The sequence below is a fragment of the Pseudomonas donghuensis genome (assembly GCF_000259195.1).
GTDB lineage: Bacteria > Pseudomonadota > Gammaproteobacteria > Pseudomonadales > Pseudomonadaceae > Aquipseudomonas > Aquipseudomonas donghuensis.
Genome location: NZ_JH650759.1, coordinates 74,651 through 101,117, shown reverse-complemented (window position 1 = coordinate 101,117; position 26,467 = coordinate 74,651). Strand labels below are relative to the sequence as shown.

General features: G+C 62.1%; 21 protein-coding genes and 1 riboswitch. Of the genes, 8 read left to right on the top strand and 13 right to left on the bottom strand.

Annotation, left to right across the window (positions count from 1 at the left end; all coding sequences use genetic code 11):
• Positions 1-186: 186 nt before the first annotated feature.
• Positions 187-933 carry a DUF3298 and DUF4163 domain-containing protein gene (locus UW3_RS0106865; protein WP_010221567.1) on the top strand — a complete coding sequence of 249 codons (747 nt, stop codon included), beginning with the start codon at positions 187-189 and terminating at the stop codon, positions 931-933.
• Here UW3_RS0106865 and cytX read toward each other — a convergent pair.
• Together cytX and thiC are read right to left on the bottom strand one after the other, a co-directional pair.
• Complete coding sequence (cytX, locus tag UW3_RS0106860) at positions 902-2,194, bottom strand: putative hydroxymethylpyrimidine transporter CytX (RefSeq protein WP_010221566.1); 1,293 nt, start codon at positions 2,192-2,194, stop codon at positions 902-904. The two genes, UW3_RS0106865 and cytX, sit on opposite strands and share 32 nt — an antisense overlap.
• A 134-nt stretch (positions 2,195-2,328) precedes the next feature.
• A complete protein-coding gene (thiC, locus tag UW3_RS0106855) occupies positions 2,329-4,215 on the bottom strand; it encodes a phosphomethylpyrimidine synthase ThiC (RefSeq protein WP_010221565.1) in 1,887 nt (628 codons plus the stop codon).
• Between the two features lie 157 nt (positions 4,216-4,372).
• A riboswitch (TPP riboswitch) is annotated at positions 4,373-4,477 on the bottom strand.
• A 141-nt stretch (positions 4,478-4,618) separates the two neighbouring features.
• Here thiC and UW3_RS0106850 point away from each other — a divergent pair.
• A complete protein-coding gene (locus UW3_RS0106850) occupies positions 4,619-6,052 on the top strand; it encodes a TolC family outer membrane protein (RefSeq protein WP_010221564.1) in 1,434 nt (477 codons plus the stop codon).
• Positions 6,053-6,129: 77 nt separating this feature from the next.
• Here UW3_RS0106850 and waaA read toward each other — a convergent pair whose 3' ends face one another.
• The gene (gene waaA, locus UW3_RS0106845) at positions 6,130-7,398 is read right to left on the bottom strand and encodes a lipid IV(A) 3-deoxy-D-manno-octulosonic acid transferase (protein WP_010221563.1); all 1,269 of its coding nucleotides are present in this window, start codon (positions 7,396-7,398) and stop codon (positions 6,130-6,132) included.
• A gap of 14 nt (positions 7,399-7,412) precedes the next feature.
• A complete protein-coding gene (locus UW3_RS0106840) occupies positions 7,413-8,303 on the bottom strand; it encodes a LysR family transcriptional regulator (protein WP_010221562.1) in 891 nt (296 codons plus the stop codon).
• Between the two features lie 86 nt (positions 8,304-8,389).
• Between UW3_RS0106840 and UW3_RS0106835 the strand changes: the two genes are divergently transcribed.
• From UW3_RS0106835 to UW3_RS0106820, 4 genes are all read left to right on the top strand, one after another.
• Complete coding sequence (locus UW3_RS0106835; RefSeq protein ID WP_010221561.1) at positions 8,390-8,722, top strand: DMT family transporter; 333 nt, start codon at positions 8,390-8,392, stop codon at positions 8,720-8,722.
• Positions 8,723-8,790: 68 nt separating this feature from the next.
• On the top strand, positions 8,791-9,966 hold the full coding sequence (locus UW3_RS0106830) for an NAD(P)/FAD-dependent oxidoreductase (RefSeq protein WP_010221560.1): 1,176 nt from the start codon (positions 8,791-8,793) through the stop codon (positions 9,964-9,966).
• Positions 9,963-10,772 (top strand): aldo/keto reductase, encoded by an 810-nt coding sequence (locus tag UW3_RS0106825; protein ID WP_010221559.1) that lies wholly within the window; start codon positions 9,963-9,965, stop codon positions 10,770-10,772. Before UW3_RS0106830 ends, UW3_RS0106825 begins: the two co-directional genes overlap by 4 nt.
• Positions 10,773-10,819: 47 nt before the next feature.
• On the top strand, positions 10,820-11,782 hold the full coding sequence (locus UW3_RS0106820) for a hypothetical protein (protein WP_010221558.1): 963 nt from the start codon (positions 10,820-10,822) through the stop codon (positions 11,780-11,782).
• Between the two features lie 33 nt (positions 11,783-11,815).
• On the opposite strand, the gene hldE is transcribed toward UW3_RS0106820, so the two are convergent.
• The 4 genes from hldE to msbA form a co-directional block, all read right to left on the bottom strand.
• Positions 11,816-13,237, bottom strand: coding sequence for a bifunctional D-glycero-beta-D-manno-heptose-7-phosphate kinase/D-glycero-beta-D-manno-heptose 1-phosphate adenylyltransferase HldE (gene hldE, locus UW3_RS0106815; protein ID WP_010221557.1), 1,422 nt, complete (start codon positions 13,235-13,237; stop codon positions 11,816-11,818).
• A gap of 65 nt (positions 13,238-13,302) precedes the next feature.
• The gene (locus UW3_RS0106810) at positions 13,303-14,703 is read right to left on the bottom strand and encodes a PIG-L deacetylase family protein (RefSeq protein ID WP_010221556.1); all 1,401 of its coding nucleotides are present in this window, start codon (positions 14,701-14,703) and stop codon (positions 13,303-13,305) included.
• Between the two features lie 3 nt (positions 14,704-14,706).
• The gene (locus tag UW3_RS0106805; protein WP_010221555.1) at positions 14,707-15,603 is read right to left on the bottom strand and encodes a GNAT family N-acetyltransferase; all 897 of its coding nucleotides are present in this window, start codon (positions 15,601-15,603) and stop codon (positions 14,707-14,709) included.
• Complete coding sequence (gene msbA / locus UW3_RS0106800; RefSeq protein ID WP_010221554.1) at positions 15,597-17,417, bottom strand: lipid A export permease/ATP-binding protein MsbA; 1,821 nt, start codon at positions 17,415-17,417, stop codon at positions 15,597-15,599. Before msbA ends, UW3_RS0106805 begins: the two co-directional genes overlap by 7 nt.
• 125 nt (positions 17,418-17,542) lie before the next feature.
• Here msbA and UW3_RS0106795 point away from each other — a divergent pair, with 125 nt between their 5' ends.
• Positions 17,543-18,205: a lipopolysaccharide kinase InaA family protein gene (locus UW3_RS0106795; RefSeq protein WP_026001217.1), complete on the top strand. Its 663-nt coding sequence runs from the start codon at positions 17,543-17,545 to the stop codon at positions 18,203-18,205.
• 1 nt (position 18,206) lies between these two features.
• Here the strand turns inward: UW3_RS0106795 and UW3_RS0106790 are convergent, their stop codons facing one another.
• From UW3_RS0106790 to putP, 5 genes are all read right to left on the bottom strand, one after another.
• Positions 18,207-19,379, bottom strand: coding sequence for a hypothetical protein (locus UW3_RS0106790; protein ID WP_237716727.1), 1,173 nt, complete (start codon positions 19,377-19,379; stop codon positions 18,207-18,209).
• A gap of 315 nt (positions 19,380-19,694) precedes the next feature.
• Positions 19,695-20,597 (bottom strand): glycosyltransferase family 2 protein, encoded by a 903-nt coding sequence (locus UW3_RS0106785; RefSeq protein ID WP_010221551.1) that lies wholly within the window; start codon positions 20,595-20,597, stop codon positions 19,695-19,697.
• Positions 20,584-22,338 carry a carbamoyltransferase family protein gene (locus tag UW3_RS0106780; RefSeq protein WP_010221550.1) on the bottom strand — a complete coding sequence of 585 codons (1,755 nt, stop codon included), beginning with the start codon at positions 22,336-22,338 and terminating at the stop codon, positions 20,584-20,586. The genes UW3_RS0106785 and UW3_RS0106780 overlap by 14 nt, the downstream gene beginning before the upstream one ends.
• Before the next feature lie 158 nt (positions 22,339-22,496).
• Entirely contained in the window at positions 22,497-23,333 is an 837-nt protein-coding gene (locus tag UW3_RS0106775; protein WP_010221549.1) for a 23S rRNA (adenine(2030)-N(6))-methyltransferase RlmJ, read from the bottom strand.
• Positions 23,334-23,459: 126 nt separating this feature from the next.
• Positions 23,460-24,944, bottom strand: a complete 1,485-nt coding sequence (gene putP / locus UW3_RS0106770) for a sodium/proline symporter PutP (protein ID WP_010221548.1) — start codon at positions 24,942-24,944, stop codon at positions 23,460-23,462.
• 353 nt (positions 24,945-25,297) lie between these two features.
• Here putP and UW3_RS29315 point away from each other — a divergent pair.
• The coding region (locus tag UW3_RS29315; protein WP_010221547.1) for a proline dehydrogenase family protein at positions 25,298-26,467 on the top strand (1,170 nt) is incomplete at its 3' end.

Genomic DNA, 26,467 nt, shown 5'->3' with positions numbered 1-26,467 from the left:
GGGAATCCTCGTTACCTCATTTACCGCATCGCGCCATCCTAACCTGCACACCGCCGTGTTTCACCTCTTTAAAGATACTGTCCAGGCTGCGAGGATAGACACCCCGCTGGTCTATTCAGCTTAGTGGCGAACTGAAGGCCTTGCCGACGGTCCAAGTCCGATCACCTTTGCCTTACAAGGATCATCATGACGCTTGTGAAACTGACGTCCGTGGCCGTGCTGGCCCTGGCCCTAGGCGCTTGTCAGAGCCTGTTCCAGCCCAACATGCGCACACCGCTGGAGGTCAAGCGCGACCGCTGGGAGCACATCAAGCCCGGTTGCAGCAACGCCGACTGCCCGCTGGTCAACATCGACACCATCCACTTCCCGGCCAACCCCAAGCTGGACGGCATCATCGAGAAACGCCTGCTACAACTGACCCAGGACAACGAGCGCAGCGCCCTGCCCGCCTCGCTCAAAGCCTATGAAGAGCAGTTTATGGCCAGCGCCGAAAGCCGCAACAGCAGCTACCTGCAAGCCAAGGTACGCGAGCAGCATGACGGACTGGTGATCATCGAGCTGTCCAGTTATCTGGATACTGGTGGCGCCCATGGTATGCCCGGGCGCGGCTTCATCAACTATTCGCGCCAGCAGGACAAGGTGCTGAGCCTGCAGGACATGCTGGTACCGGGCCAGGAAGCGACCTTCTGGAAGACTGCCGAAGAAGCCCACAAAGGCTGGCTGATCAGCACCGGCATGGACAAGGACGCCGAGTTCGTCAAGACCTGGCCCTTCCGCCAGACCCCGCACATTGCCCTGACCTACGGTGCGGTGGTGCTCAAGTACGAGGTCTATGCCATCGCCCCGTACTCCATGGGCCACATCGAGCTGAAAATCCCCTACCCGCGCCTGAACGGTGTGATCAAGCCGGAGTTGTTTCCCGGTCGCGGCTGACCGCTGGCGCTGCCGCCCAGTACACTAACCCTGCCAGCAGCAAGGCCGGCAGGGTCGAGCCGAGGTTCGGGGCGTAGTGTGCCAGCAGATGGTACGCCGCCACGCCAATCGCCCAGGCCAACAATGCCGGCCAATGCAGGCTGTGGATCGGGCTGGCATCGCTGCGGCGGCGACGGATGATGAAATGATCGACCAGCACCACGCCGAACAGCGGTGCGAACACCGAGCCGATCAGCAAGAGGAAGTTCTGGTACTGCGCCAACGGCGCGAAACTGGCGATCAGGGTGCACAGCACGCCGATGGCCAAGGCCAGGTGCTCGACCTTCAGGCGTACCAGAAAACCGCTGGAAACGGCCGCCGAGTGAATATCGGCAAAGGCCTTTTCCGACTCGTCGAGCAGGATCAGCAGCAGTGGGATACCCAGGCCCGCGCCAGCCAGCGCCAGCAGCAGGGTATTGACCTCAGCCGCTGGAGCAAACGCCAGGGTGTAGGCCACGCCCAGGCTCATCATCCATACGTTGCCGATGAAATAGCCCAGCGCCGTGCCGGCAAACACCCGGCTGGCACGCTGGCTGAAGCGTGAGTAGTCGGCAATCAGCGGCAACCATGACAGCGGCATGGCAATCGCAATGTCGATACCGATCGCCAGCGGCATCGAACCATCGCCGGCACGCGCCCACAGCGCGGCCAGATCGGCCTTGGCAAAGAGGTTCCAGGTCAGCCACAGGCAGGCACCGATCAGCAGCCAGATCCCCCACTTGCGCAAGATCTTGCGCACGAAGGTCAACGGCCCGCTGATCGCCAGCAAGGTGGCCAGGACACCAAAGCACAAGGTCCAGAGCAACGGGTTGGTCAGCGCACTGCCTGCACCGAAGGCGCGCTCGCTGAGCAAGCTGGCGGCATCACGCATGACGATGATTTCGAACGAGCCCCAGCCGATCAACTGCAGCAGGTTGAGCATGGCCGGCAGGCGTGCGCCATTGCGGCCCAGGCTGCGGCGCAGGGCGGCCATGGACGACAAACCGGTGTCACTGCCGATGACCCCGACGGCGGCGAGCAGCAGCACGCCGACGCTGGTACCGACGATGATCGCCAGCACCGCATTGGCCAGGCCCAGGCCCGGGCCGAGCAAGGCGCCGGTCTGCAGGACCATCAGGCCGATACCGAGGGAAAACCACAGGGAACAAAGGTCGCGACCGCTGAGCACGCGCTGCTCGGCGCTGACCGGGTGATCGGGGGAAAACGGGCTGGGTGTGCTCACGAGAGTAGTCTCGACAGGAGGAATTTATTGTTCTTCAGGGCCCTAACGCTGGCAAGCCAGCTCCCACCGGTACCTTGTGGGAGCTGGCTTGCCAGCGATGCGGTGTGCACCAGCACACCGCCTGAACAGCCCGATCAGACCTTCTTGTACAACTGGCTGCCTTCCTGGCGGAACCGCTCGGCCTGCTCGCGCATGCCATCCTCGACCGCCACGTCCACCGCTTCGATGCGCTGGTTGGCGGCGTATTCGCGCACTTCCTGGGTGATCTTCATCGAGCAGAACTTCGGCCCGCACATGGAGCAGAAGTGCGCGACCTTGGCCGAATCCTTGGGCAGGGTTTCGTCATGGAAGCTGCGCGCGGTGTCCGGGTCCAGGCCGAGGTTGAACTGGTCTTCCCAGCGGAACTCGAAGCGCGCCTTGGACAGCGCGTTGTCGCGGATTTGCGCACCCGGATGACCTTTTGCCAGGTCCGCAGCATGGGCGGCGATCTTGTAAGTGATGATGCCGGTCTTGACGTCATCCTTGTTCGGCAGGCCCAGGTGTTCCTTGGGCGTGACGTAGCAGAGCATCGCGCAACCGAACCAGCCGATCATCGCCGCACCGATGCCGGAGGTGATGTGATCGTAGCCCGGGGCAATGTCGGTAGTCAGCGGGCCGAGGGTGTAGAACGGCGCTTCGTCGCAGCACTCGAGCTGCTTGTCCATGTTCTCCTTGATCAGTTGCATCGGCACGTGGCCCGGGCCTTCGATCATGCACTGGACGTCATGCTTCCAGGCGATCTTGGTCAGCTCGCCGAGGGTTTCCAGCTCGCCGAACTGCGCTTCGTCGTTGGCGTCGGCAATCGAGCCCGGACGCAGGCCATCGCCCAGCGAGAAGCTGACGTCGTAAGCCTTCATGATTTCGCAGATTTCGTCGAAATGGGTGTAGAGGAAGTTCTCTTTGTGGTGCGCCAGGCACCACTTGGCCATGATCGAGCCGCCGCGGCTGACGATACCGGTGACCCGCTTGGCGGTCAGCGGCACATAGCGCAACAGCACGCCGGCGTGGATGGTGAAGTAGTCCACGCCCTGCTCGGCCTGTTCGATCAGGGTGTCGCGGAACAGCTCCCAGGTCAGGTCTTCGGCCACGCCGTTGACCTTCTCCAGGGCCTGGTAGATCGGCACGGTACCGATCGGCACCGGCGAGTTGCGGATGATCCACTCGCGGGTTTCGTGGATGTGCTTGCCGGTGGACAGGTCCATGACGGTGTCCGAACCCCAGCGAATGCCCCAGGTCAGCTTGGCCACTTCTTCTTCGATGGAGGAGCCCAGGGCGCTGTTGCCGATGTTGCCGTTGATCTTCACCAGGAAGTTGCGGCCGATGATCATCGGCTCCAGCTCCACGTGGTTGATGTTGGCCGGGATGATCGCGCGACCGCGGGCGATTTCCTCGCGTACGAACTCGGCGGTGATTTCTTTCGGGATGCTGGCACCGAAGCTGTGACCGGCATGCTGCTGGTCGAGCAGCCCTGCGGCGCGAGCTTCCTGCAACTTCATGTTTTCACGGATGGCGACGTATTCCATCTCGGCGGTAATGATGCCCTGGCGCGCATAGTGCATCTGGCTGACGTTGGCGCCGGCCTTGGCCCGGCGCGGGTTGCGCACGTGGGCGAAACGCAGTTTGGTCAGTTCGGCATCGGCCAGGCGTTGCTGGCCGAAGTCCGACGACAAGCCGGCGAGGCGTTCGGTGTCACCCCGGGCGTCGATCCACGCTGAACGGACATCGCCCAGGCCTTTGCGCACGTCGATGATCACGTTGGGATCGGTGTAGGGACCGGACGTGTCGTAGACCAGCACCGGAGCGTTGGCTTCGCCGCCGAAATCGGTCGGAGTGTCGTCCAGGCTGATTTCACGCATGGGCACGCGGATGTCCGGGCGCGAGCCTTCGACATAGATTTTGCGCGAACGGGTGAACGGCTGTACGGACTGTTGATCGACCTGGGCCGATTCACTCAGATTGGTATGTTTTTCTTGTTTACTCATCACAGGCTCTCCAGACGGCTTCCTAGCAGTGGAATGTCGGGGAGAACCTGAAAGGCACGGACGCACCATGGGTGGTGCTGTACCAAATGCGCGGTGATGCCTGCAGCGATGATGGCTGTCTCGACATTCCCGGACCTGGCACAAGAGACTCGCCGGGAAAGCGAGAAATCTTGTTCCCTACGCAGGCGCTAACCTGATCAGGTTCAACGGGATCCGGATTATCCGATCTCAGCCTCAACGCAAGGCACCCCGACAAGAACGTGGGCAGTCTAGACTGGAGTGGCATGCAAAGCCAAGCACCTGGACATGGACACGATAAATGGCGCAAATAGCGGATTGTTGCGAAATGCCTGCACAACTACACTCACCAGTTCAGAAATTCTCACCGTTCAAGGATTGCCCTATGCTGCGCAAACTCTCACTGGCCCTTGCCGTGTCTTGTGCTACCAACGGAATGGCCTGGGCAGCGGATGTGCCCCTGTCGGCGAAGACCGACCTGGTCAGTGTCTATCAGGAAGCCGTGAACAATAACGCCGACCTGGCGGCCGCCCGCGCCAACTACGGCGCCCAGAAGGAAGTGGTGCCCCAGGCCCGTGCCGGCCTGCTGCCAAACCTCTCGGCCGGCGCCGAGATGATGAGCAACCGCACCAAGATCGACAGCCCTTCGGTGACCTCCAACCGCAGCGGCAATTCCTGGCAGGCGACCCTGGCGCAACCTATCTTCCGCGCTGACCGCTGGTTCCAGTTGCAGGCGGCTGAAGCGGTCAACGAGCAGGCGGCCCTGGAGCTGTCGGCCACCGAACAGAATCTGATCCTGCAAAGCGCCGAAAACTACTTTGCCGTGCTGCGCGCCCAAGACACCCTGGCCTCGACCAAGGCCGAAGAAGCCGCGTTCAAGCGCCAGCTCGACCAGTCCAACGAGCGCTTCGACGTCGGCCTCTCGGACAAGACCGACGTGCTGCAGTCCCAGGCCAGCTACGACACCGCCCGGGCCAACCGCATCGTTGCCCAGCGTCAGGTCGATGACGCCTTCGAGGCGCTGATCACCCTGACCAACCGCGACTACAACTCGGTGCAGGGCATCGTCCACACCCTGCCGGTACAAGTGCCGGTGCCAAACGATGCCAAGGCCTGGGTCGAGACGGCCGGCAAACAGAACCTCAACCTGCTGGCCACCAACTACGCGGTAAGCGCCGCCGAAGAGACCCTGCGCCAGCGCAAGGCCGGGCACGCACCGACCGTGGATGCGGTAGCACGCTACCAGAAAGGCGACAACGACAGCCTGGGCTTCACCAACCCCAACCTCACCGGGCAGAACTACAGCGGCGATGTCGAACAGACCAGCATCGGCCTGCAGTTGAACATCCCGATCTACAGCGGCGGCCTGACCAGCTCGCAGGTACGCGAGGCTTACCAACGCCTGAGCCAGAGTGAACAGCAACGCGAAAGCCTGCGCCGCCAGGTGGTGGAAAACACCCGCAACCTGCACCGTGCAGTGAACACCGATGTCGAGCAGGTGCAAGCGCGCAAGCAGTCGATCATCTCCAACCAGAGCGCCCTGGAAGCCACGGAAATCGGCTACCAGGTGGGTACCCGCAACATCGTCGACGTGCTCGACGCCCAGCGCCAGCTGTACACCTCGGTGCGCGACTACAACAATACCCGCTACGACTACATCCTCGACAACCTGCGCTTGAAGCAGGCGGCAGGCACGTTGAGCCCGCAGGACCTGACGGATTTGAGCCGCTATCTGAAATCGGACTACAACCCGGACAAGGACTTCCTGCCGCCAGACCTGGCAGCAGCGGCCAAGGCCAACTTCGAAGCCCGTCCCTGAAAAGCGATCGCCGGCAAGACCGGCTCCCACAAAACCTGTGGGAGCCGGCCTTGCCGGCGATGGCAGGCGAAGCCTGCCTAGATCAACCGCCCCAGCGCATCCAGCAAGCGCTTCAATGCCCCCTGATTGGCCTTCATCACCGCCAACCCCGCCGCCCCCATGCGCTGCGCATCCCGCGGCAACTCGATCAGCCGCCGCACCTCGGCCGCCAGCCCTTGGGCATCATCGACTTCCTGCAAGGCACCGGCCTCACGCAGCATCGCCGCGATCTCGAGGAAGTTGAACAGGTGCGGACCACTGAGCACCGGCAGCGACAGCGCCGCCGGCTCCAGCAGGTTGTGCCCGCCGTTAGCCACCAGGCTGCCGCCAACGAAGGCAATATCGGCCAGGGCGTAGAGAAACAGCAGCTCGCCCATCGTGTCGCCGAGCAGCACGGCCGTATCCGCGTTGATCGGTTCGGCACTGGAACGGCGAACCGTTGGGAATTGCCCGCGACACAGCTCGAACACGCTGTTGAAGCGTTCCGGATGGCGCGGCACCAGGATCAGCAAGGCGTCGGCGTGATGTTCACGCAACTGCCGGTGGGCAGCGAGAATGACCTCGTCTTCGCCTTCATGGGTACTGGCGGCGATCCACACAGGGCGCTGGCTGGCCTGCCACTGCTCACGCAAGGCACGAGCGCGGGGCAGCAGTTGCTCGTCGATACTCAGGTCAAATTTGATCGAACCGGTGACCTGCACACACTCAGGTCGCGCACCCAACTGACGAAAGCGCTGGGCCTCGGTTTCGGTCTGCACCGCGATCAGGCTCATTTCGGCCAGCATCGGCCGGGTCAACCCGGCAAAGCGCGCATAACCGCGGGCCGAGCGCTCAGACAATCGCGCGTTGGCCAACGCCACCGCTATACCGCGCTTGGCGCACTGGTGAATGTGATTGGGCCACAGCTCGGTTTCCATGATCACCGCAAGCTTGGGCTGCACGTGATCGAGAAAGCGCCCGGCAGCCCAGGGCAAGTCATATGGCAGGTAGCAGTGCTGAATTCGCGGCTCATCGGCAAACATCGCCCGGATCCGCTCGGACCCAGTCGGGGTCATGCAGGTGATGGTGATCGGCAGCTGTGGATAAGCCTGCAGCAAGGCGCGAATCATCGGCGCCGCGGCGATGCTTTCACCTACCGACACCGCGTGCACCCAGATACCGCCCTTGGCCATGGCCGGCAGGTTCAGGGCGAAACGCTCGCCGACACGCTGAGCATAGGCCGGGGCCTTGCGCGAACGCAGAAACAGGCGCAGCGCAACCAGCGGCAGGCCCAGGTGAAACAGCAGGGTATAGAGGGTTCTGTTCATGGCGCCGAAGTGTACTAGCCAATTGCGCGCAAGTGCACTGCGAAGCGTTCAGCCAGCCACTGTGCAGCGGGGCCCAGCGGCTCGTCACGACGCCACACCAGCTCGACCACCAGCGCCGGTGGCGTCCATTCGCTGGCCAGCTCGACCATTTGCGCCTGGTAGGTGGGGTACTGCACCACATGCCGCGGCAACCAGGCCCAGCCCAGGCCACGCATCAGCAACTCGGCCATGGCGTAGAAGCTGTCGGCACGCCAGATCTGCGGGCTGATCGGCTCGCCACCGGGATAGCCGCTTTCCTGTGGGGTGATCAGCAACTGGCGGTGCCTGGCCAGGTCCTGGCGGGTCACCCGCTGCAAGCCGGTCAGTGGATGATCCACCGCACACACAGTGACCATCTCGATCCGTCCTACAGCCCGGCGCTCAAGGGCCTCCGGCATATGGTCATGGTGAAACAACAGGCCCAGATCGGCGCGCCGTTCGATCAACTTGCGCGCAACGTCGCCCTGGGCGCCGCTGGCCATCTGCACCTCGAGCAAGGGGAACTGCCGAGCCAATTCGTCGAGGCTGTCGATCACCGGTTGATAGGGCATGGCCTCATCCTGGGCCACGCGCAGTTGCGCCTCTTGCCCGCGCATCAGGGCCAGGGCACGGCCGTCGAGGCGTTCGCACTGGCGCAACAGTTCGCGGGCATCTTCCAGCAAGGTTGCGCCGGCCTCGGTCAGGCGCGGCTGGCGGCCGCTGCTGCGCTCGAACAGGGTCACGCCCAGGTCAGTCTCCAGCAGGGCAATGCCGTTGCTCACCGCCGATTGCGCCTTGCGCTGCTCACGGGCCACTGCCGAAAACGAACGCAGCTCGGCGACCCGCACGAACATGCGCAACTGCTCCAGGTTCCACTGCTCGGCCATCAACCTATCTCCAGGGAAGATAGGTAATGACTTTACCCCATTCAGGCTTGCTCTAGAATGCCCAGCCAGAACAGAGGATTACCGACATGAATGCCTACACCTACCTGGCTATCGCCATCTGCGCCGAAGTTATCGCCACCGCCTCGATGAAAGCCGTCAAGGGCCTGAGCACGCCCCTGCCACTGCTGCTGATGGTCTGTGGCTACGCGGTGGCGTTCTGGATGCTGACCCTGGTGGTGCGCAGCATTCCGGTGGGTATCGCCTATGCAATCTGGTCGGGCCTGGGCATCGTCCTGATCAGCATCGCGGCGCTGGTGATCTACGGGCAGAAGCTGGATGTACCGGCGATGCTCGGCATGGCCATGATCGTCGGCGGCGTGGTGGTGATCCAGGTCTTCTCGAAAACCGCCGGGCATTGATCCGCAACCGGGTGCAATGCTTCACAGGCTGTATACTGGGCGTCTGTCCAAGCTTGTGAGGTTCATGCATGCCAACCGTAATTTCCACCGATGTGCTGATCGTCGGCGCCGGGGTCGCAGGCCTCTGGCTCAATGCCCGCCTGCGCCGGCTCGGCTATTCGACAGTGCTGGTGGAACGCGCCAGCCTCGGTGGCGAGCAAACCCTCAAGTCCCAGGGGATCATCCACGGCGGCGCCAAATATGCCCTGCACGGTGCCCTGACCGGCGCCTCGGAGGCCATCGCCGACATGCCGCGGCGCTGGCGCGAGGCCCTGGCCGGCAACGGCGAGCTGGACCTGTCCGGCGTGCGCCTGCTGTCTGACGCCCATTACTTGTGGTCACCCGGCACCCTGGCCGGCAATCTCACCAGCTTTTTTGCCAGCAAGGCGGTGCGCGGCCGTGTCGATCAGGTCAAGGGCGATCAACTGCCGCCTGCCCTGCAGGACCGCGCCTTCAAGGGCAAGGTCTATCGCCTGGCCGAATTGGTCGTCGATGTGCCGAGCCTGCTGAACAAGCTCGCGGAGCTGGCCGGCGACAGCCTGCTGGCCGCTCAATCCATCGAACCGCTGAACGACAATGGCGAGCTGCTTGGCTTGCGCGTCGACGGCCGCGAGATCCGCGCCCAACGCGTGGTGCTCAGCGCCGGTGCCGGCAATGCCGCGTTACTTGAAGCCCTGGGCCTGAGCCAGCCGGCCATGCAGCGCCGGCCGCTGCACATGGTCATGGCCAAGGGCGCCAGCCTCAAGCCCTTGTACGCCCACTGCCTGGGCGGCGGGCCGAAGCCGCGCATCACCGTCACCAGCCACCCGGCAGCTGATGGCCAGTGGGTCTGGTACTTGGGCGGCGACCTGGCCGAAGCCGATGGCGTAGCCCGCGAACCTGAAGCGCAGATTGCGGCGGCGAAAAAAGAAGTCGGCAACCTGCTGCCCTGGATCGACCTCAGCCAGGTGCGCTGGGCCACCGTGCGCATCGACCGCGCCGAGCCCGCACAGTCGGGGCTGGTGCGCCCGGACAACGCCTTCCTTGCCGAGCAACAGCGTCTGCTGGTGGGCTGGCCGACCAAGCTGGCCCTGGCCCCGGACTTCAGCGACCGGGTGCTGGCCACCCTTGAGCGTGACGGCATCAAGCCGGCCGCTCAGGCTGCCCTGCCCGAACTGCCCCGGCCACCCATGGCCCTGCCGGTGTGGGAGCAACTGCTGCCATGAGCCTGCCGAGCCTGCACGACCTGCATCGTCCCCTCGGCAGTACCGGCCTGACGGTGTCGCCACTGGGCCTGGGCACCGTCAAGCTCGGCCGCGACCAGGGCGTCAAGTACCCCAACGGCTTCACCATTCCCGACGACGCTGAAGCACGCATGCTGCTGGCCCAGGCCCGCGAGCTGGGCATCAACCTGATCGACACCGCGCCAGCCTACGGCCGCAGCGAGGAACGCCTCGGCCCGCTGTTGCGCGGTCAGCGTGAGCACTGGGTGATCGTCAGCAAGGTGGGCGAGGAGTTCGAAGACGGCCAGTCGCGTTTCGACTTCAGTGCAGCGCACACGCGCTTTTCCATCGAGCGCAGCCTCAAACGCCTGGAAACCGACTGCATCGACCTGGTGCTGGTGCATTCCGACGGCAACGATCTGCATATCCTCGAACATGAAGAGGTCTACCAGACCCTCGAAGCGTTGAAGCAGGAAGGCAAGATCCGAGGTTTCGGCCTTTCCGGCAAGACCGCAGCGGGCGGCCTCAAAGCGCTTGAGCGCGGCGATTGCGCCATGGTCACCTACAATCTGAACGAGCAGGCTGAACGACCGGTGATCGATTACGCTGCCGAACACGGCAAGGCGATCCTGGTGAAAAAGGCCCTGGCCAGTGGTCACGTGTGCCTGAGCCCGGGGGTCGATCCGGTGCGCGCCAGCTTCGAACTGCTGTTTGCCCAGCCTGGCGTCAGCAGTGCTATTGTCGGCACCATCAACCCGCTGCACCTGGCCCATAACGTGGCAACCGTTGCCAACGTCCTGCGCCACTGACATCCACGCCGCCGCCGCGGCCGACCCCAACGCAAGAAGGAGCCGACATGCCGCGAACGCTGATCCGCAAGAACCCCAGCAACTTCAAGACCCTGCCGCTGCACGTCGAGGCCAGCCCCGAAGGCCTCGTCTACCAGAGCATCGGCATGCCGCTGAACTTCGCCCAGACCCTGCAACGGCGCAAGCCGATCCAGCTCGCCGACAGCCAGCACTTTGCTATCGAGCTGGCCAATCTCGGCGTGTCGGTGCGCCTGACCCTGCGCTGGCAAAATCGCGATTACTGGGTGCTGGTGCGTCAGCGCCGTCAGGACCGCGGCGATGTGGTGCTGAAACTGATTTCAGGCTATGTGCCCGCTCAGGAGCTGAACCTGCCGCTGCATACGGCAATTCAGGAGGTTGCCGAAGAATGCCTGCTGGAAACCCCGGAAGGCTGGCTTGGCGGGCGCTTCAACGACACCTGGCTACCGGCGCCCTACGCTGACGCCTTGCACTACCGCGAAGCCCTGCCCTTCGTGCTCACTCCGCAGTCCGGCGCCGCACGCCCGGTGCGCTGCGCCAATCTGCAGTTGCTGGAGCGGCCTCGGGCCTACGTGCACTTGCCCACCGCGTCACTGCAGTTGATCTACGACCTGTGTCTGCAAGTCCCCCGCGAGGCCAAATCACTGAGCCTGTTCCACGTTGACGAGCGCCTTGAAGGCGACCAACTCGTCGCTCGCCTCAACCGCAAGCGCCCCGACCTGTACCTGATGCCGCTGGAAGACGGCCAGCCACGTGCCGAACTCTACACCCTGAGCAAGGATCGTCTGCTACCGGCCAGCACCCGCGGCCTGTACCTAGCCGAAAGCTTTGCCAGGCAGGAGGGATGGCTGGTCAGGGATGAGCGGATACGTTGGAAGGACTGGGTCAGGCAGCAAGGCCTGACGCCAGCGAAGCCGGACAGCGGCTTGAAGCGGCTGACCGGTAGAGCGCGGGAGCTGTTGCAGATGGCCCGTGGCGGATTGCGCAAGTAGAGCCGATCGCGGGGCGACTTGCCCCGCGATGTTTCAGTTCTTGCGGATCTTCTCGACGATAGCGGTGGTCGAGCTGTTTTCCACCAGCCCCAGCACCTTCACGGTGCCGCCGTAGGCCGTGACGATATCGGCGCCGACCACCTGGTCGATGCCATAGTCACCGCCCTTGACCAGCACGTCCGGCTTGACCTGGCTCAGCAGGTTCTCCGGCGTACCCTCAGGGAAGCTGATGACCCAGTCCACTGCCCCGAGGCCGGCCAGCACAGCCATGCGCCGGTCAACACTGTTGATCGGCCGGCCCGGACCTTTCAGGCGGCTGACCGAGGCATCATCGTTGACCGCGACAATCAGGCGATCGCCCTGGGCACGGGCCTGCTCCAGGTAGGTCACGTGACCGGCATGGAGGATGTCAAAGCAACCGTTGGTGAAGACGATCTTCTCGTTGTGCGCGCGGGCATCATCGATGGCCAGCAGCAGCTGGTCGAGGCTCAGCACGCCACGCTCGGAACCTTCTTCGCGCTGGATGGCGCGGCGCAACTCCGGGGCACTGATGGCTGCGGTACCCAGTTTGCCGACCACGATACCGGCGGCAAGATTGGCCAGGCCCACCGCATGGGGCAGCTCTTCGCCGGCAGCAATGGCTGCGGCCAGGGTCGAGATCACCGTATCGCCGGCACCCGTCACGTCAAACACTTCACGGGCCCGGGCAGGCAGGTGCAGGGCCGGGTGACCAGGACGCAGCAAGGTCATGCCGTGCTCGCCACGGGTCACCAGCAAGGCACCGAGCTCCAGCTCGCTCATTAGTTGGCCACCCTTGGCCACCAGCTCGGCCTCGTCGGCGCAACGGCCAACGATGGTTTCGAACTCGCTGAGGTTGGGGGTGATCAGGCTGGCACCACGGTAGATCGAGAAATCCTTGCCCTTGGGGTCGGCCAGCACCGGAATGCCCTTGGCCCGGGCCGCCTGGATCAGGCTCTGGTGGTTTTTCAACGCGCCCTTGCCATAGTCCGACAGGACCAGCACCTTGACGCCATCGAGCAGCGCATCGACCTCGGTGCCCAGGGACAACGGGTCGGTGGCAAAGGGCTCTTCAAAGTCGATACGCAGCAACTGCTGATGGCGGCTCATGACCCGCAACTTGACGATGGTCGGCTGGTGGGCAATACGCTGGAAGATCGAGCGCACACCGGCAGCCTGCAGGCTGTTGGCGAGGCTGTCGGCCGCCTCGTCCTGGCCCGTCACGCCAACCAGTGCAGCCGGGGCCCCCAGGGCGGCGATGTTCAAGGCCACGTTGGCCGCGCCGCCGGGACGGTCCTCGATCTGTTCGACCTTGACCACCGGTACCGGCGCTTCAGGCGAAATCCGTGAGGTACCGCCATGCCAGTAGCGGTCGAGCATGACATCGCCCACCACCAGTACCGGGGCTTGATCGAAACGCGGCATGGACAACTTCATGGGCAACCCATATACAAAATAATTAACAGGGGCAGGATATTAGCACAGGGCTGAATCGTCAGACCTCAATCGACTATCCGACGCACCCAAAACAGCTCATGACGCCTGACCGCTTTGCGCAGGAACTCATTCTCGCCAGTAGCTGGCCATCGCCTGCCGGTCAGCAACCGCTGGATCAGCCGGCGAATCCGCCGTTTGAACGGTAGTGCCCCCTGAAGGTCATGCTGCATTGCCAGCGCCATGGCCTTGTCCAGTTGCTTCGTGGCGTCCAGCGTAGGGCTCCACAAGCGATCGGCCGGCAACGCCTCGATGGCGGGCGGCAAGGCGATGCCCATCCCCGCCGGACCCATTGGCCAGCGGTCGTTGTCGTGCAGGTGATTGGCATACAGCAGCGCAGTGGAAGGCCGCCAACGACTCAGACGAATCGCCGTAAAAATCGCCTGACTAGTGGCAACATGATCCGCGTGCGGGTCAAGTTCAGGATGCGGAGTGACGATCAATTCCGGCCGAAAATGCTCCAACAGGGCCACTAGATCGGCCACCAGGTTGGTCCAGGTCGGCGCACCATCCTGGTCCCCCGGTAATGCCAGGGGATTGTGCTGGCGCACGCTACGCGTATCGCTCTCGCCCGACTCCCGCGACCCCCAGGCTTTGTCAGGTTCACTGGCCATTGACGGCAGTTGCAGACAGTAATAGCCCAACTGCACGCAATGACTCGCCTCAACGCCCCCCCACAAGGGTATCGCCAGGCTGTCCCAACTGCGTAATCGCCCTTTCAAGCGCGCCGCCTGGGCAGGATCGAGCCCCAGGCGCTGGTAGGATTGCGCTTCGATCTCACCCTGGGTAACGGTCACGATGCTGACCTCGTCACTGGCGCTATAGAACCCGAAGGCCGCCAACTCAGCGTCGTCAGCATGCGGCGCGAGAATCATCGACCGCTGCTTGCCATAGGCCGGGTTGGCCATGACATACAGGGTGCCTGTTGCTCCGATCTGACAATGACGCCCACGCAGGCTCAACTCCCCACGCCTCAGCACTTCCCGCTGACCGGACAAATTCAAAAAGCGCAGGCCCGCAACCCCGCGCTCGAAATCCTGACGGTCGTCACCCACTTCGACATAGGGATCGAGCCATCGCCCGAGCCACCGGTGCTGAACACGTATGGCCAGGATCAGGGTTTCGCCTTCGGCCAGCGTAGCGCTCAACTGCACCTTGCCTGAAACCAGTGAAACCGGCTGTTGTGGCACATCATCCGGGAACCGGTACTGATAGTTGTCGCTGCCCCGATAGAACAGATGATCTGCGAACCACGCCTCGTGAGCGATCCACCCCACCAGCATGAGCAGCGGCACCAGCCACCAGGCCAACATCACGCCCAGGCCGACCAGCACCAGCAGCGCGGCGATCAGCACCAGGCGCTTGTTCCGTCGATGAGCCTTCAACAGCCGTTGTTTACGCGCAATCATGAGTTACACCTGATGAACCGGGACCGTATTGCACCAACGCTCCTTGTATTCACGGTCGGCACGACCAAAGGAATAGCGCAACGGCTTGCCAAGGGCTCTGGCATCATCCCAGGCCTGCTGGGTGTTGACGAAACTGAGCACGCTGCCGGGGCTGAAATCACGACTTTGCGGATCGACACCACCATTGATGTACTCCAGTGAAATCCATCCCGGAGCTTCCACCCGGTAGAGCACCTGAATAGCCACGGGCGCCCCATCAAGCATTGCCACCGCACCGGTCATGAACTCACGCATCAAAGTAAAGACCTCGACCAGCCCCTTCTTGCCCGGCACCTCGAAGCCCCAACGGCGTTCGAACAGCTCGGTGTACATTGCCGCCTGTTCGGCGGCCGAGAACGCCTGCATGGGTTGCAGCGTACCGCCGGCCTCTTCGAGCAGGCGCAGTTCGCGGCGCTGGTTGTAGCGAAATTTCTTCGAATAGTCTTCCGGCTCCCTAGCCATCGCCAAGCCTTCGGGTTGCTGCCTGAGGGTAGTGATCCGCGCGGCATTGATGTCCGAGACATATCGCATACGCTGACGGACAGGCACCTGCACGCCAGCCGATACCGGCAGGATGATTTCAGCGTTGCCCATGTCCAGCAAGGCACGCTTCCCTTCGCGCTTGAGCACCTCCTTTGAAAGGGCCACATGTCGGCCCCAGCAAGGCACAGCAGCTTTCAGTTGGCCATCAACCTGCCAACCCAGATAACGTACCGGTACTTGCACAAACTCAGACAACCGCTCCACCACGTGTGGATGGGTGGCGACACTGCCGCCGAACTGCTGCCAGGCGCTGGCATAGCTCTGTTGATCGATTTCATGCCAGCCGCGTTCACGCCACCAACGCAGAGCACTCAACATGCGTCAACCGCTTGTGTCGGTTTCGAGTCGCCGCCTTCTTCAAACTCCTTGGCGTGCAGGCGGGCGTAATGGCCATTTTGTGCCAGTAGCTCCAGATGCGTACCACGCTCAACGATCCGGCCGTCCTCCATGACCAGGATCAGGTCAGCTTTCTCGATAGTGGTCAGACGGTGAGCAATGACCAAGGTGGTACGATTTTTCACCACATGGTCCAGCGCCGCCTGGATATGCCGCTCCGATTCAGTATCGAGTGCCGAAGTCGCCTCATCGAGAATCAGCAGAGGCGCGTCCTTGAGCAAGGCACGGGCAATTGCCAAGCGCTGGCGCTGGCCACCGGACAACAGCACGCCGTTCTCCCCCACCAGCGTCTGGTAGCCTTGCGGCATCTTGCTGATGAACTCATCGGCATAAGCCTCGGAGGCTGCCTGCTGGATCGCCTCGATCGGCGCACCGGCCAAGTCGCCATACGCGATGTTGTTGGCCACCGTGTCGTTGAACAAGGTGACCTGCTGGGTCACCAGGGCAATCTGGCGGCGCAGGCTACGCAGGGTAAGCGCCTGGACTTCGTCGCCATCGAGCAGGATCTGACCCTGCTCATGCTGATAAAAACGCGGGATCAATCCGGCTAGAGTCGACTTGCCACTGCCGGAACGCCCGACCAGGGCTACCATCTGCCCAGGTTCGACAACGAAGCTGATATCGTCCAGCACCTTTTTCTCGGTACCGGGGTACTGGAAGCTGAGATTGCGCACTTCAAGGCGCCCTTCCAGACGGTCACGCTCGATGGTGCCGTTGTCGACTTCCGGGGCTTCATCCAGTTGCTCGAAAATGCTTTCGGCACCGGCCACGCCGCGCTGGATGGTGGAGCTGACTTCGGAAAGCTGGCGAATCGGCTTGGGCAGCAGGCCGGCCATGGTGATATAGGCCACCAAATCACCCGCCGAAGCCTCGCCACGCAACAACAGGACCAGGAACATCACCACCGCCATGGCACTGTAGGTCACCAACTGCAGCGTTGGGGTATAGACAGCGCCAGTCTTGGTCATCGACAGCTGCTTGTCGGTATTGCTCTGGCTGGCTTGCTGAAAGCGCGATTTCTCGTAGCCTTCGCCACCAAAGCTGCGGACCACGCGGTAGCCATGGATGGTTTCGGAGGCCACATGGGTGACGTCGCCCATGGACACCTGGATCTTTTTGCTCTGCTTGCGAAACTTGCGGCTGGTGCTGCTTACCATCAAGGCAATGATTGGCAGGATGGCAACCATCACCAGGGTGAGCTTCCAGTTCATCCACAACAGGGTGCAGAACAGGAAGACCACCGTCATGCCTTCACGGATCACCACCTTGATCGCGTCGGTTGCCGCGCCGGTAACCATGGTGACGTTGAAGGTAATACGGGAAATCAGGTGGCCGGAGTTGTGCTTGTCGAAGTACTGGTTGGGCAGGTCCAGTAGCTTGTTGAACAGGACGACACGCAGGTCATGGACCAGGCCGAGAGAGACGCGAGCCAGGAAGAAGTTGCCCAGAAATGAGCCGACACCTTGCCAGACAGCAATAGCAACAATCAGCAAAGGTACCGCTTGCAGCAGTTGCAGCTCGCCCAGGTAAGGGTTGCCTGGGAACAGGCGGGCTTCCGGATTGGCCAGGCCGTCGACGAAATACTTGAGGATGTAGGCCAACATCGGCTGTGTCGAGGCAAAAATCAGAAAGCCGACGATGCTCAGCAAGAACAGCCCGATATAGGGCCGCACATATGCCAGAAGGCGGAAATAAATCGCCAACGTGGACTGGGGGCGAGGTTCAGGACTGCTCATGGGAATCCGCACATAACAATGAGGGGGGGATCATATCACAGCGCCTTTTTTCCCCAATGAAACCAACGGCAGGCGGGCCTGCGGCAAGTCAGTTAAGATAGTCGGCTTATGAGCGGAGGTTAAGCATGCAAGCAATGGATCACACCACCTACATGTCGTTGCGCGAGGGTGCGCACGTGCTGGAGGCCGACGGCTCCGGCGACAAGGTGCTGCGCTTGCATGACGGGCGGATGCTCAAGCTGTTTCGGCGTAAGCGCCTGCTCAGCTCAGCGCTGCTCTACCCCTACGCCCGGCGCTTTGCGAACAATGCACAGGCCCTGCGACAACTGGGGGTTCCCAGCCCCGAAGTGATCTGCGTGTACCGCATCCCCAGCATCCAGCGCGATGCGGTCTATTATGCGCCACTGGCCGGCGAGACGCTGCGCCAGCTCCTGCACAAGCAGGAAGGCGCACAATCCTTGCGAGCCCAACTCGGTCGCTTCATCGCCCGGCTACATGGCCTGGGGGTCTATTTCAGGTCCCTGCACCTGGGCAACGTGGTGCTGACGCCACAGCATGAACTAGGGCTTATCGACATTGCCGACCTGCAACGCCAACGCCGCCCCTTGAGCGAACGCCAACGCGTGCGAAACTTTCGACATGTACTGCGCTATGTCGACGACCGCCAATGGTTGCTGGGTGATGACAATGGTGCCACCTTCCTCGAAGGTTACCGCCAGGAACTGGAACGGGGCCAGGCGAAACCTCGGCCCCGTCTTCTGAGTAATTTGCGCCAGTTGCTCGGCTGAACTACTTGCCGATCACCAGTACCGTAGCGCCCTTGCGGTTGGCGAAACTCGACAGCACCCGCAGTTGGTGCTTCTCAAGCCAAGCAGCGAGCCACGGCTCGTCAGCGCGCGCCTCGATGGCAAAGTAACGATAGGTACCAGCGCGCTCGTCAGACAACGCATCCTCGCGCGGCAGCAGTCCGGAATAACCACGGCCAGCGTAGTAGCTGATACGACCATCTTCGAAGTAGGTCGAGGCCTGAGGGTCGATATTGGCGGCAATCCAGCGTCCGGCATCGACATACTGGGTCTTGCGCGCGCCCGTGGAAATCACGTTGGCCAGCATCACCAGCAGCGCGATCGCTACCAGCACCTTGCCCAGTCGCGGGAAATGCCGGGCGAACTGCATCAACGCAATGGCCAGTAGCGGCAATACCAGCAGGTTGAGGAAGCTCAGGTACCTGGAGTTCATGAACTGCTGAACCACGAAGAACACCATCAGGATTACCAGGTACAGCACTGCCACCCACGCAAACGGTTGGTACTCGCGGCCATAGGTCCGCAGCGCCTGCCAACTGCTGCGATGCAGGAACGGCAAGGAGAACGGCCCCATCAAGGTCACGAACTTGATCAGCAGCGCGGCCAGCAAGCCGAAAAATACGATCCTGCCTGCTTCATCCTTCGAGAACTTGTAGGTCAGACTGTCGGCAAATTGCTGCGACAGTACCTTGAACGCCCCGACGACGCGCTGGGGGTTGATCATATCCAGGTAGTTCTCGATACGTACCGAGGACAGCCCACCCTGCACCAGCAATACAACCAGAGCCAGCAGGCCGACAACCAATGGCAACACCAGGAACTGGGCAAAGCGCTTCCAGTTCTGCCGTTCACGCAGGCCTGTCAACTGCCATAGACCGAGAGCCGGCAACAACATCAACGCCTCCAGGCGAAACAGCGCGGCGGCACCAATGGCCAGGTGGATGTAAGCAGCCCGCAACCAGCCGCCCCTCGCTTGCCAGCGAAGGACCAGCCACAGTGCCAGGGCACAGAAAAACCAAAAGCCGAACTCGCGAATGATGTCATTGCGAAACTGGTTGACCGCCGGCATCGCCAGCACCAGCAAACATGCCCAGCCAGCGGCCTGCGGCACCCGCTGGCGCACACAATCCACCAGCAATGCACAAGTGCCAGCCATGAATAGACCGCACCACAAGTACGCACTCAACTCCAACGACAGTCCGAGAACCGTGTGGGTGCCAGCCAACAACAGGGCAAACCAGGGCCAGTCAAAGCTCTGCCAGGCAACCTTTGGCCCCTGCTCGCTTACCTGGCGCGCGATGTCCAGGTAAAGCGTCGCATCGCGCCCAACCGTCGCGACGCCCAGCACAGCGATCAGAGAAAGCAGCAGACTGCCAACAAATGCCAGCCTAACCGGGTAGGCACTGATCATCCTTGAAATGTACGACCCCAGCCCTGCATCCACCCTGTCAACATCCATACCCATAAATCCCTACACCATGATCAGACGCATAGCCTTGCGCAGGTACGTCCAGCGCATGGCTTGCAGCGGACTCAGGCGCAAGGCCTGAGTATAAAAGCGCCGCGCCGCACGTCCGTCGCCCGACAGCAAAGCAGCACGGAACAACGATAGATAGCGTTGCGCCTTGTAGCGGACACTCAGTGACCGACACTCCTCAGGCAGGCTTGCGAATACCTCGTGAACCATGGCCAATGCGTACTGCTCTTCGTTCTCGCGGTTATGCCGCAAACTGTCAGCATGCTTGTAGATCCGCGCCAGGGGCTCGTTGGTCACCGCCACCCGGGCATTCACCACCAGATAGGCAAACACTGGAATATCCTCGCCCGTGCGCAAAGCTTCCGGATAAGGCCGACGTAACAAAAGCTCACGAGCGAACAAGGTGCAGCAATGCGAGACCGAAATCCGCTTCTGCAGCAGATACTGGCGCGCGAGGTCTCGCGCGGGCGCCTGCGGAACCGGTGTGGGCAGCCGCAGCCGTTCGCAGCCGTCCGGGTAAACGGAAATTTGCCCGCCAAGCACCATACCCACGTCAGGATTGGCCTGCAGGGTTTCACGCAGTACGGCAATAGCCGTAGGCATCAGTTCGTCGTCAGCATCCAGCAACAACACATAGCGGCCACGCGCCTGGGCAATGCCCTTGTTGCGCGCCGCAGCTGCACCGGCATTGGCTTGGTCGATAACGCGCATTTGCGGGTAGCGGGCTTCATAGCCCGCCAGTACCGCCAGCGTCTCGTCCTTGGAACCATCGTTGACGACAATCAATTCAAGATCATCGGCCCATTGGCGCAGGACCGAATCCAGGGCCCGCGGCAGAACCCGCGCGTAGTTGTATGTAGGAACTACAACGCTGATCAGAAACTCATGACTCAACATATTCCTGTGCACCTTCTTTGATCACCAGAATATCTTCCATGATCAGGTACTGCAGGTCCGAGCCGAAGAACATGTTCAGTGCATCGGTCGGCGAGCAGATCATCGGCTCGCCACGGCGGTTGAGCGAGGTGTTCAACGACACGCCGTTACCGGTCAGGGTCTCCAGCGCTTTCATCATGTCGTAATAGCGCGGATTGTACTCGCGTTTGAGCACCTGGGCCCGCGAGGTGCCGTCTTCGTGGACGACTTCCGGCACGCGGGTCTTCCACTCTTCAGCCACTTCGAAGGTGAAGGTCATGAACGGCGCCGGATGATCGATCTTGATCATCTGCGGTGCGACGGTGTCGAGCATCGACGGGCAGAAAGGCCTCCAGCGCTCGCGGAACTTGATCTGGTGGTTGATGCGGTCGGCAACGCCTTCCACGCTTGGGCAACCAATGATCGAACGACCACCGAGCGCGCGCGGGCCGAACTCCATGCGGCCCTGGAACCAGGCCACCGGGTTGCCGTCGACCATGATCTTGGCGATCTGCTCGGGCATGTTCTCCAGCTTGCGCCATTTCGGCTGGCTCGGGTGACGCGCACAGGCGGCGATCACGTCCTCGTTGGAGTACGCCGGACCGAGGTAGACGTGTTCCATCTTCTCGACCGGCACGCCACGGGCGTGGGACACATAGGCAGCAGCACCCACCGCGGTACCGGCGTCGCCGGAAGCCGGCTGGACGAACAGTTCCTTGAGGTCTGGACGGGCAATGATCTTCTGGTTGAGCTTGACGTTCAGCGCGCAACCACCGGCAAAGGCCAGCTTGCCGGTCTCCTTGAGGATGTCGCCCAGATAATGGTCGATCATCTGCAGGGCGAGCTTCTCGAACAGCGCCTGCATGCTCGCGGCGTAGTGGATGTACGGCTCGTCGGCGATGTCGCCTTCGCGTTTCGGGCCCAGCCATTCGATGAGCTTGGGCGAGAAGTAGAAGCCTTTGCCCTTCTCTTTGTAACGACGCAGGCCGATGACGTTGGCGTAGTCGGTGTTGATCACCAGCTCGCCGTTCTCGAACGAGGCCAGGCGCGAGAAATCGTACTTGCTGGCATCGCCGTACGGCGCCATGCCCATGACCTTGAACTCGCCATCGAGCATCTCGAAGCCGAGGAACTCGGTGATCGCGCCATACAGGCCGCCCAACGAGTCCGGGTCGAAGAACTCCTTGATCTTGTGGATCTTGCCGTTTTCGCCGTAGCCAAAGAAGGTCGTGGCGTATTCGCCTTTACCGTCGATACCGAGGATCGCGGTCTTCTCCTTGAAGCCCGAGCAGTGGTAGGCACTGGAGGCATGAGCCAGGTGGTGCTCGACCGGCTCGATCTTGACCTTCTTCGGGTCGAAGCCCAGTTGCTCCAGGCACCAGACGATTTTCTTGCGATAGCGCTTGTAGCGACGGTTGCCCATCAGGATCGCGTCAAGGGCGCGGTCCGGGGCATACCAGTAACGCTTGGCGTAGTGCCAGCGAGCCTTGCCGAACAGGCTGATCGGGGCGAACGGGATCGCTACCACGTCAACGTCGGACGGTTTGATACCGGCCTGTTCCAGGCAGAACTTCGCCGATTCGTAGGGCATGCGGTTCTTTGCATGTTTATCGCGCACGAAGCGCTCTTCTTCAGCGGCGGCAATCAGCTTGCCGTCGATGTACAGAGCCGCGGAAGGGTCATGACTAAGGGCGCCGGACAGGCCAAGAATCGTCAATGCCAAGGGTCTAGCCTCTTCAATCTGTAAATATGCGCGCGGGCCGTTGGGGCGGGCGGCAGCCAAAGCGCGGGATTATAACGCAAAGCGTAGGAGCGGGCTTGCCCCGCGATTGCATACATTCAGACACACCGCATTGCGGGGCAAGCCCGCTCCTACAGCAGTTATTCGGCGATCAACCAATCCATCCGCCAGCTACCCTGGGTCTGCGCCAGCACCTGGGACAGCCACGGCAGCAGCGCACGCAGCTCTTCTTCCAGGCCCCATGGCGGGTTGGCAATGGCCAGGCCCGAGCCGTTGAGGCCCTGCGGGCTGTCCTGCGGATGCACATACAGCTCGACCCGCAGCAGCTTCGGCGCACCGGTACTGGTCAGGTCCTGGTAGAAGCGCACCAGTTGGCGCTGGTCCTTGATCGGGTACCAGATAGCCGCGACGGTCTGGCGCATGCGACCGATGGTCTCTTTCATCGCCTGGGTGCAGCGCTTGAGCTCGTCGGCTTGCTCAAACGGTGGGTCGATGAGCATGACAGCGCGTTTTTCCTGCACCGGCAACAAGGCCCGCGGCACATGCCAGCCCTCACCCAGGTGCACGGCGACGCGCGGGTCCTTCTTCATGTTGTCCTTGAGCAGGCGGCCGTCTTCGGGGTGCTTCTCGTTGAGCAGCACACGGTCCTGCTGGCGGGCCAGGCGCCGGGCCAGCTCCGGGGAACCCGGGTAGTAGCGCAGCTCGCCGTCAGGGTTCATCTTGCGCAGGATGCGCAGGTAGTCTGCGGTGACTTCCGGCAAGTCGTCGCGCCCCCAGAGACGACCGATCCCTTCGATCCATTCGCCGGTACGCGTCGCCTGGTCGCCCTGCAGGTCGTAAAGACCCAGGCCGGCGTGGGTGTCGAGGTAGGCAAACGGCTGCTCCTTGCGCGACATCAACGCGATCAGACGGGTCAGCACAAGGTGTTTGAAGACGTCGGCATGGTTGCCGGCGTGGAAGGCGTGACGATAGTTCATGGCAACTCCTGCAAGACCGCGCAGTTTACCTTGTCATGCGGGCGGCGTCAGGCACGGGCCGCCAAAACGACAACGGCCCGGGCTCTTGCGAGACCGGGCCGTTGCCAGGCGAAGCTCAACAGTCGATCAATGACCGGCTTTGAACGCCTCGTCGGCAGCTTCGAAGCGCGACACCATGCCCTTCGACGGGCTACCGGCCTTGCTGACGAAGTAGATCGCCAGGGCGCCGAGAATGAAGCCCGGGATGATCTCGTACAGACCCCAGATGGAGAAGTGCTTCCACACCACAACGGTGATCGCACCCACCAGGATACCGGCCAACGCGCCGTCACGGGTCATGCCTTTCCACAGCACCGAGATCAGCACCACCGGACCGAAGGCAGCACCGAAGCCGGCCCAGGCGTAGCTGACCAGACCCAGCACGCGGTTCTCAGGGTTGGAGGCGATCAGGATGGCAACCACAGCCACCAGCAGCACCATGGCACGGCCGACCCAGACCAGCTCCAGCTGCGAGGCACCCTTGCGCAGGAAGGTCTTGTAGAAGTCTTCGGTCAGGGCGCTGGAGCACACCAGCAGCTGGCAGCTCAGGGTACTCATGACCGCTGCCAGGATGGCCGACAGCAGAACACCGGCGATCCAAGGGTTGAAGAGGATCTTGGCCAGCTCAATGAACACCCGCTCATGGTTCTCGGCGACCGGGCCCGCGACGTCCGGATGCGCCGAGAAGTAGGCGATGCCGAAGAAGCCAACGGCGCAGGTGCCGACCAGGCAGAGGATCATCCAGGTCATGGAGATGCGACGCGCATTGGCGATCGACTTGACCGAGTCAGCGGCCATGAAGCGCGCCAGGATGTGCGGCTGGCCGAAGTAGCCCAGACCCCAGCCCATCAGCGAGATGATGCCGATGAAGGTGGTGCCCTTGAGCATGTCGAAGTTGCCCGCGTCCTGCAGTTCGATGGCCGCGAAGGTGGTATCGAAGCCACCGGTTGCGATCAGCACGATCACCGGCGTCAGGATCAGGGCGAAGATCATCAGCGTGGCCTGGACGGTATCGGTCCAGCTCACCGCCAGGAAGCCACCCACGAAGGTATAAGCAATGGTCGCCGCTGCGCCAGCCCACAGCGCGGTCTCATAGGACATGCCGAAGGTGCTTTCGAACAGGCGGGCACCGGCAACGATACCGGAAGCACAATAGATGGTGAAGAACACCAGGATCACCACCGCGGAGATGATCCGCAGCAACCCGCTGTTGTCTTCAAAGCGGCTGGAGAAGTAATCCGGCAGGGTCAATGCATCACCGTTATGCTCGGTCTGCACACGCAGGCGGCCGGCGACGAACAGCCAGTTCAGGTAGGCACCGACGATCAGGCCGATGGCGATCCAGCTTTCCGACAGACCCGACATGTAGATGGCGCCCGGCAGGCCCATCAACAGCCAGCCACTCATGTCCGAGGCACCGGCCGAAAGCGCGGTAACCACGCTGCCGAGGCTGCGACCGCCAAGAATGTAGTCAGAAAGGTTGTTGGTGGAGCGATAGGCCATGAAGCCGATCAGCACCATTGCCGCGATGTAGATCACGAACGTGATCAAGGTTGGATTGCTTACACTCATTGTTGCGCCCTGGCGTTTGTTTTTATGTAGCGACAGCCTCAGAGGAGGTTGCACCCAGGCCGCGAATCCTATGCAACAACGCAAAGAGGGTGCAACCTGTTTTTACAATCAAGTTGCACCTCGTCGGAAATTTTGCGTAACAGCAGGTTTTTGCTCCCTTTTGGAGCAAGAACACCTATTTTCAGAAGAAAATGCACCATAAACAGCCATTTCCGCTGTGGGGTTTTACCCACCGGACGAGTTGCACTTTTTTCCTGCAATTTTTGGGTTGCACTAGGTTGCACCCGAAATCGCGCACGGCTAATCTTGGCGCCAGCTTAAGTCACAACCTGTGGCAATAATGAGGATAAGAAATGGCGACGACCACCCTTGGGGTCAAACTCGACGACCCTACCCGTGAGCGACTCAAAGCAGCTGCGACGTCTATCGACCGCACGCCGCACTGGTTGATCAAACAAGCGATCTTCAACTACTTGGAGAAGCTCGAGGGTGGCGCCACCCTGACCGAACTCAACGGTCAGCCCGGCATTCATGCCGACGATGCCGGCGAAGTCCAGGCCGACCACGCCCACCAGTGCTTCCTCGAGTTCGCCGAGAGCATCCTGCCGCAATCGGTACTGCGCTCGGCCATCACCGCCGCCTACCGCCGCCCCGAGCCGGAAGTGGTACCGATGCTGCTTGAGCAGGCACGCCTGCCGGCCGCCATGGCCGAAGCGACCAACAAACTGGCCGCTGGCATCGCCGAAAAACTGCGCAACCAGAAAAGCGCTGGCGGTCGTGCCGGCATCGTCCAGGGTCTATTGCAGGAATTTTCCCTGTCGTCCCAGGAAGGCGTGGCACTGATGTGCCTGGCCGAAGCCCTGCTGCGTATCCCCGACAAAGGCACCCGTGACGCCCTGATCCGCGACAAGATCAGCACCGGCAACTGGCAACCGCACCTGGGCAACAGCCCGTCGCTGTTCGTCAACGCGGCCACCTGGGGCCTGTTGCTGACTGGCAAGCTGGTCTCGACCCACAACGAATCCGGCCTGACCTCTTCGCTCAGCCGCATCATCGGCAAGAGCGGCGAGCCGATGATCCGCAAGGGCGTCGACATGGCCATGCGCCTGATGGGCGAGCAGTTCGTGACTGGCGAAACCATCGCCGAAGCCCTGGCCAATGCCAGCAAGTTCGAAGCCAAAGGCTTCCGCTACTCCTACGACATGCTCGGTGAAGCGGCACTGACCGAACATGACGCCCAGAAGTACCTGGCGTCCTATGAGCAGGCCATTCACTCGATCGGCAAGGCCTCTCACGGTCGCGGCATCTATGAAGGCCCGGGCATCTCGATCAAGCTCTCGGCCCTGCACCCGCGCTACAGCCGCGCCCAGTACGAGCGGGTGATGGACGAGCTGTACCCGCGCCTGCTGTCGCTGACCCTACTGGCCAAGCAATACGACATCGGCCTGAACATCGACGCCGAAGAAGCCGATCGCCTGGAGCTGTCGCTGGACCTGCTCGAGCGCCTGTGCTTCGAGCCGCAA

What these genes read in the sequence shown, in the direction of transcription:
- UW3_RS0106865 (WP_010221567.1), top strand. Translation starts at nt 187, where the DNA reads ATGACGCTTGTGAAACTGACGTCCGTGGCCGTGCTGGCCCTGGCCCTA.
- thiC (WP_010221565.1), bottom strand. Translation starts at nt 4,215, where the DNA reads ATGAGTAAACAAGAAAAACATACCAATCTGAGTGAATCGGCCCAGGTC.
- UW3_RS0106850 (WP_010221564.1), top strand. Translation starts at nt 4,619, where the DNA reads ATGCTGCGCAAACTCTCACTGGCCCTTGCCGTGTCTTGTGCTACCAAC.
- waaA (WP_010221563.1), bottom strand. Translation starts at nt 7,398, where the DNA reads ATGAACAGAACCCTCTATACCCTGCTGTTTCACCTGGGCCTGCCGCTG.
- UW3_RS0106840 (WP_010221562.1), bottom strand. Translation starts at nt 8,303, where the DNA reads ATGGCCGAGCAGTGGAACCTGGAGCAGTTGCGCATGTTCGTGCGGGTC.
- UW3_RS0106835 (WP_010221561.1), top strand. Translation starts at nt 8,390, where the DNA reads ATGAATGCCTACACCTACCTGGCTATCGCCATCTGCGCCGAAGTTATC.
- UW3_RS0106830 (WP_010221560.1), top strand. Translation starts at nt 8,791, where the DNA reads ATGCCAACCGTAATTTCCACCGATGTGCTGATCGTCGGCGCCGGGGTC.
- UW3_RS0106825 (WP_010221559.1), top strand. Translation starts at nt 9,963, where the DNA reads ATGAGCCTGCCGAGCCTGCACGACCTGCATCGTCCCCTCGGCAGTACC.
- UW3_RS0106820 (WP_010221558.1), top strand. Translation starts at nt 10,820, where the DNA reads ATGCCGCGAACGCTGATCCGCAAGAACCCCAGCAACTTCAAGACCCTG.
- hldE (WP_010221557.1), bottom strand. Translation starts at nt 13,237, where the DNA reads ATGAAGTTGTCCATGCCGCGTTTCGATCAAGCCCCGGTACTGGTGGTG.
- UW3_RS0106810 (WP_010221556.1), bottom strand. Translation starts at nt 14,703, where the DNA reads ATGATTGCGCGTAAACAACGGCTGTTGAAGGCTCATCGACGGAACAAG.
- UW3_RS0106805 (WP_010221555.1), bottom strand. Translation starts at nt 15,603, where the DNA reads ATGTTGAGTGCTCTGCGTTGGTGGCGTGAACGCGGCTGGCATGAAATC.
- msbA (WP_010221554.1), bottom strand. Translation starts at nt 17,417, where the DNA reads ATGAGCAGTCCTGAACCTCGCCCCCAGTCCACGTTGGCGATTTATTTC.
- UW3_RS0106795 (WP_026001217.1), top strand. Translation starts at nt 17,543, where the DNA reads ATGCAAGCAATGGATCACACCACCTACATGTCGTTGCGCGAGGGTGCG.
- UW3_RS0106790 (WP_237716727.1), bottom strand. Translation starts at nt 19,379, where the DNA reads ATGGCTGGCACTTGTGCATTGCTGGTGGATTGTGTGCGCCAGCGGGTG.
- UW3_RS0106785 (WP_010221551.1), bottom strand. Translation starts at nt 20,597, where the DNA reads ATGTTGAGTCATGAGTTTCTGATCAGCGTTGTAGTTCCTACATACAAC.
- UW3_RS0106775 (WP_010221549.1), bottom strand. Translation starts at nt 23,333, where the DNA reads ATGAACTATCGTCACGCCTTCCACGCCGGCAACCATGCCGACGTCTTC.
- putP (WP_010221548.1), bottom strand. Translation starts at nt 24,944, where the DNA reads ATGAGTGTAAGCAATCCAACCTTGATCACGTTCGTGATCTACATCGCG.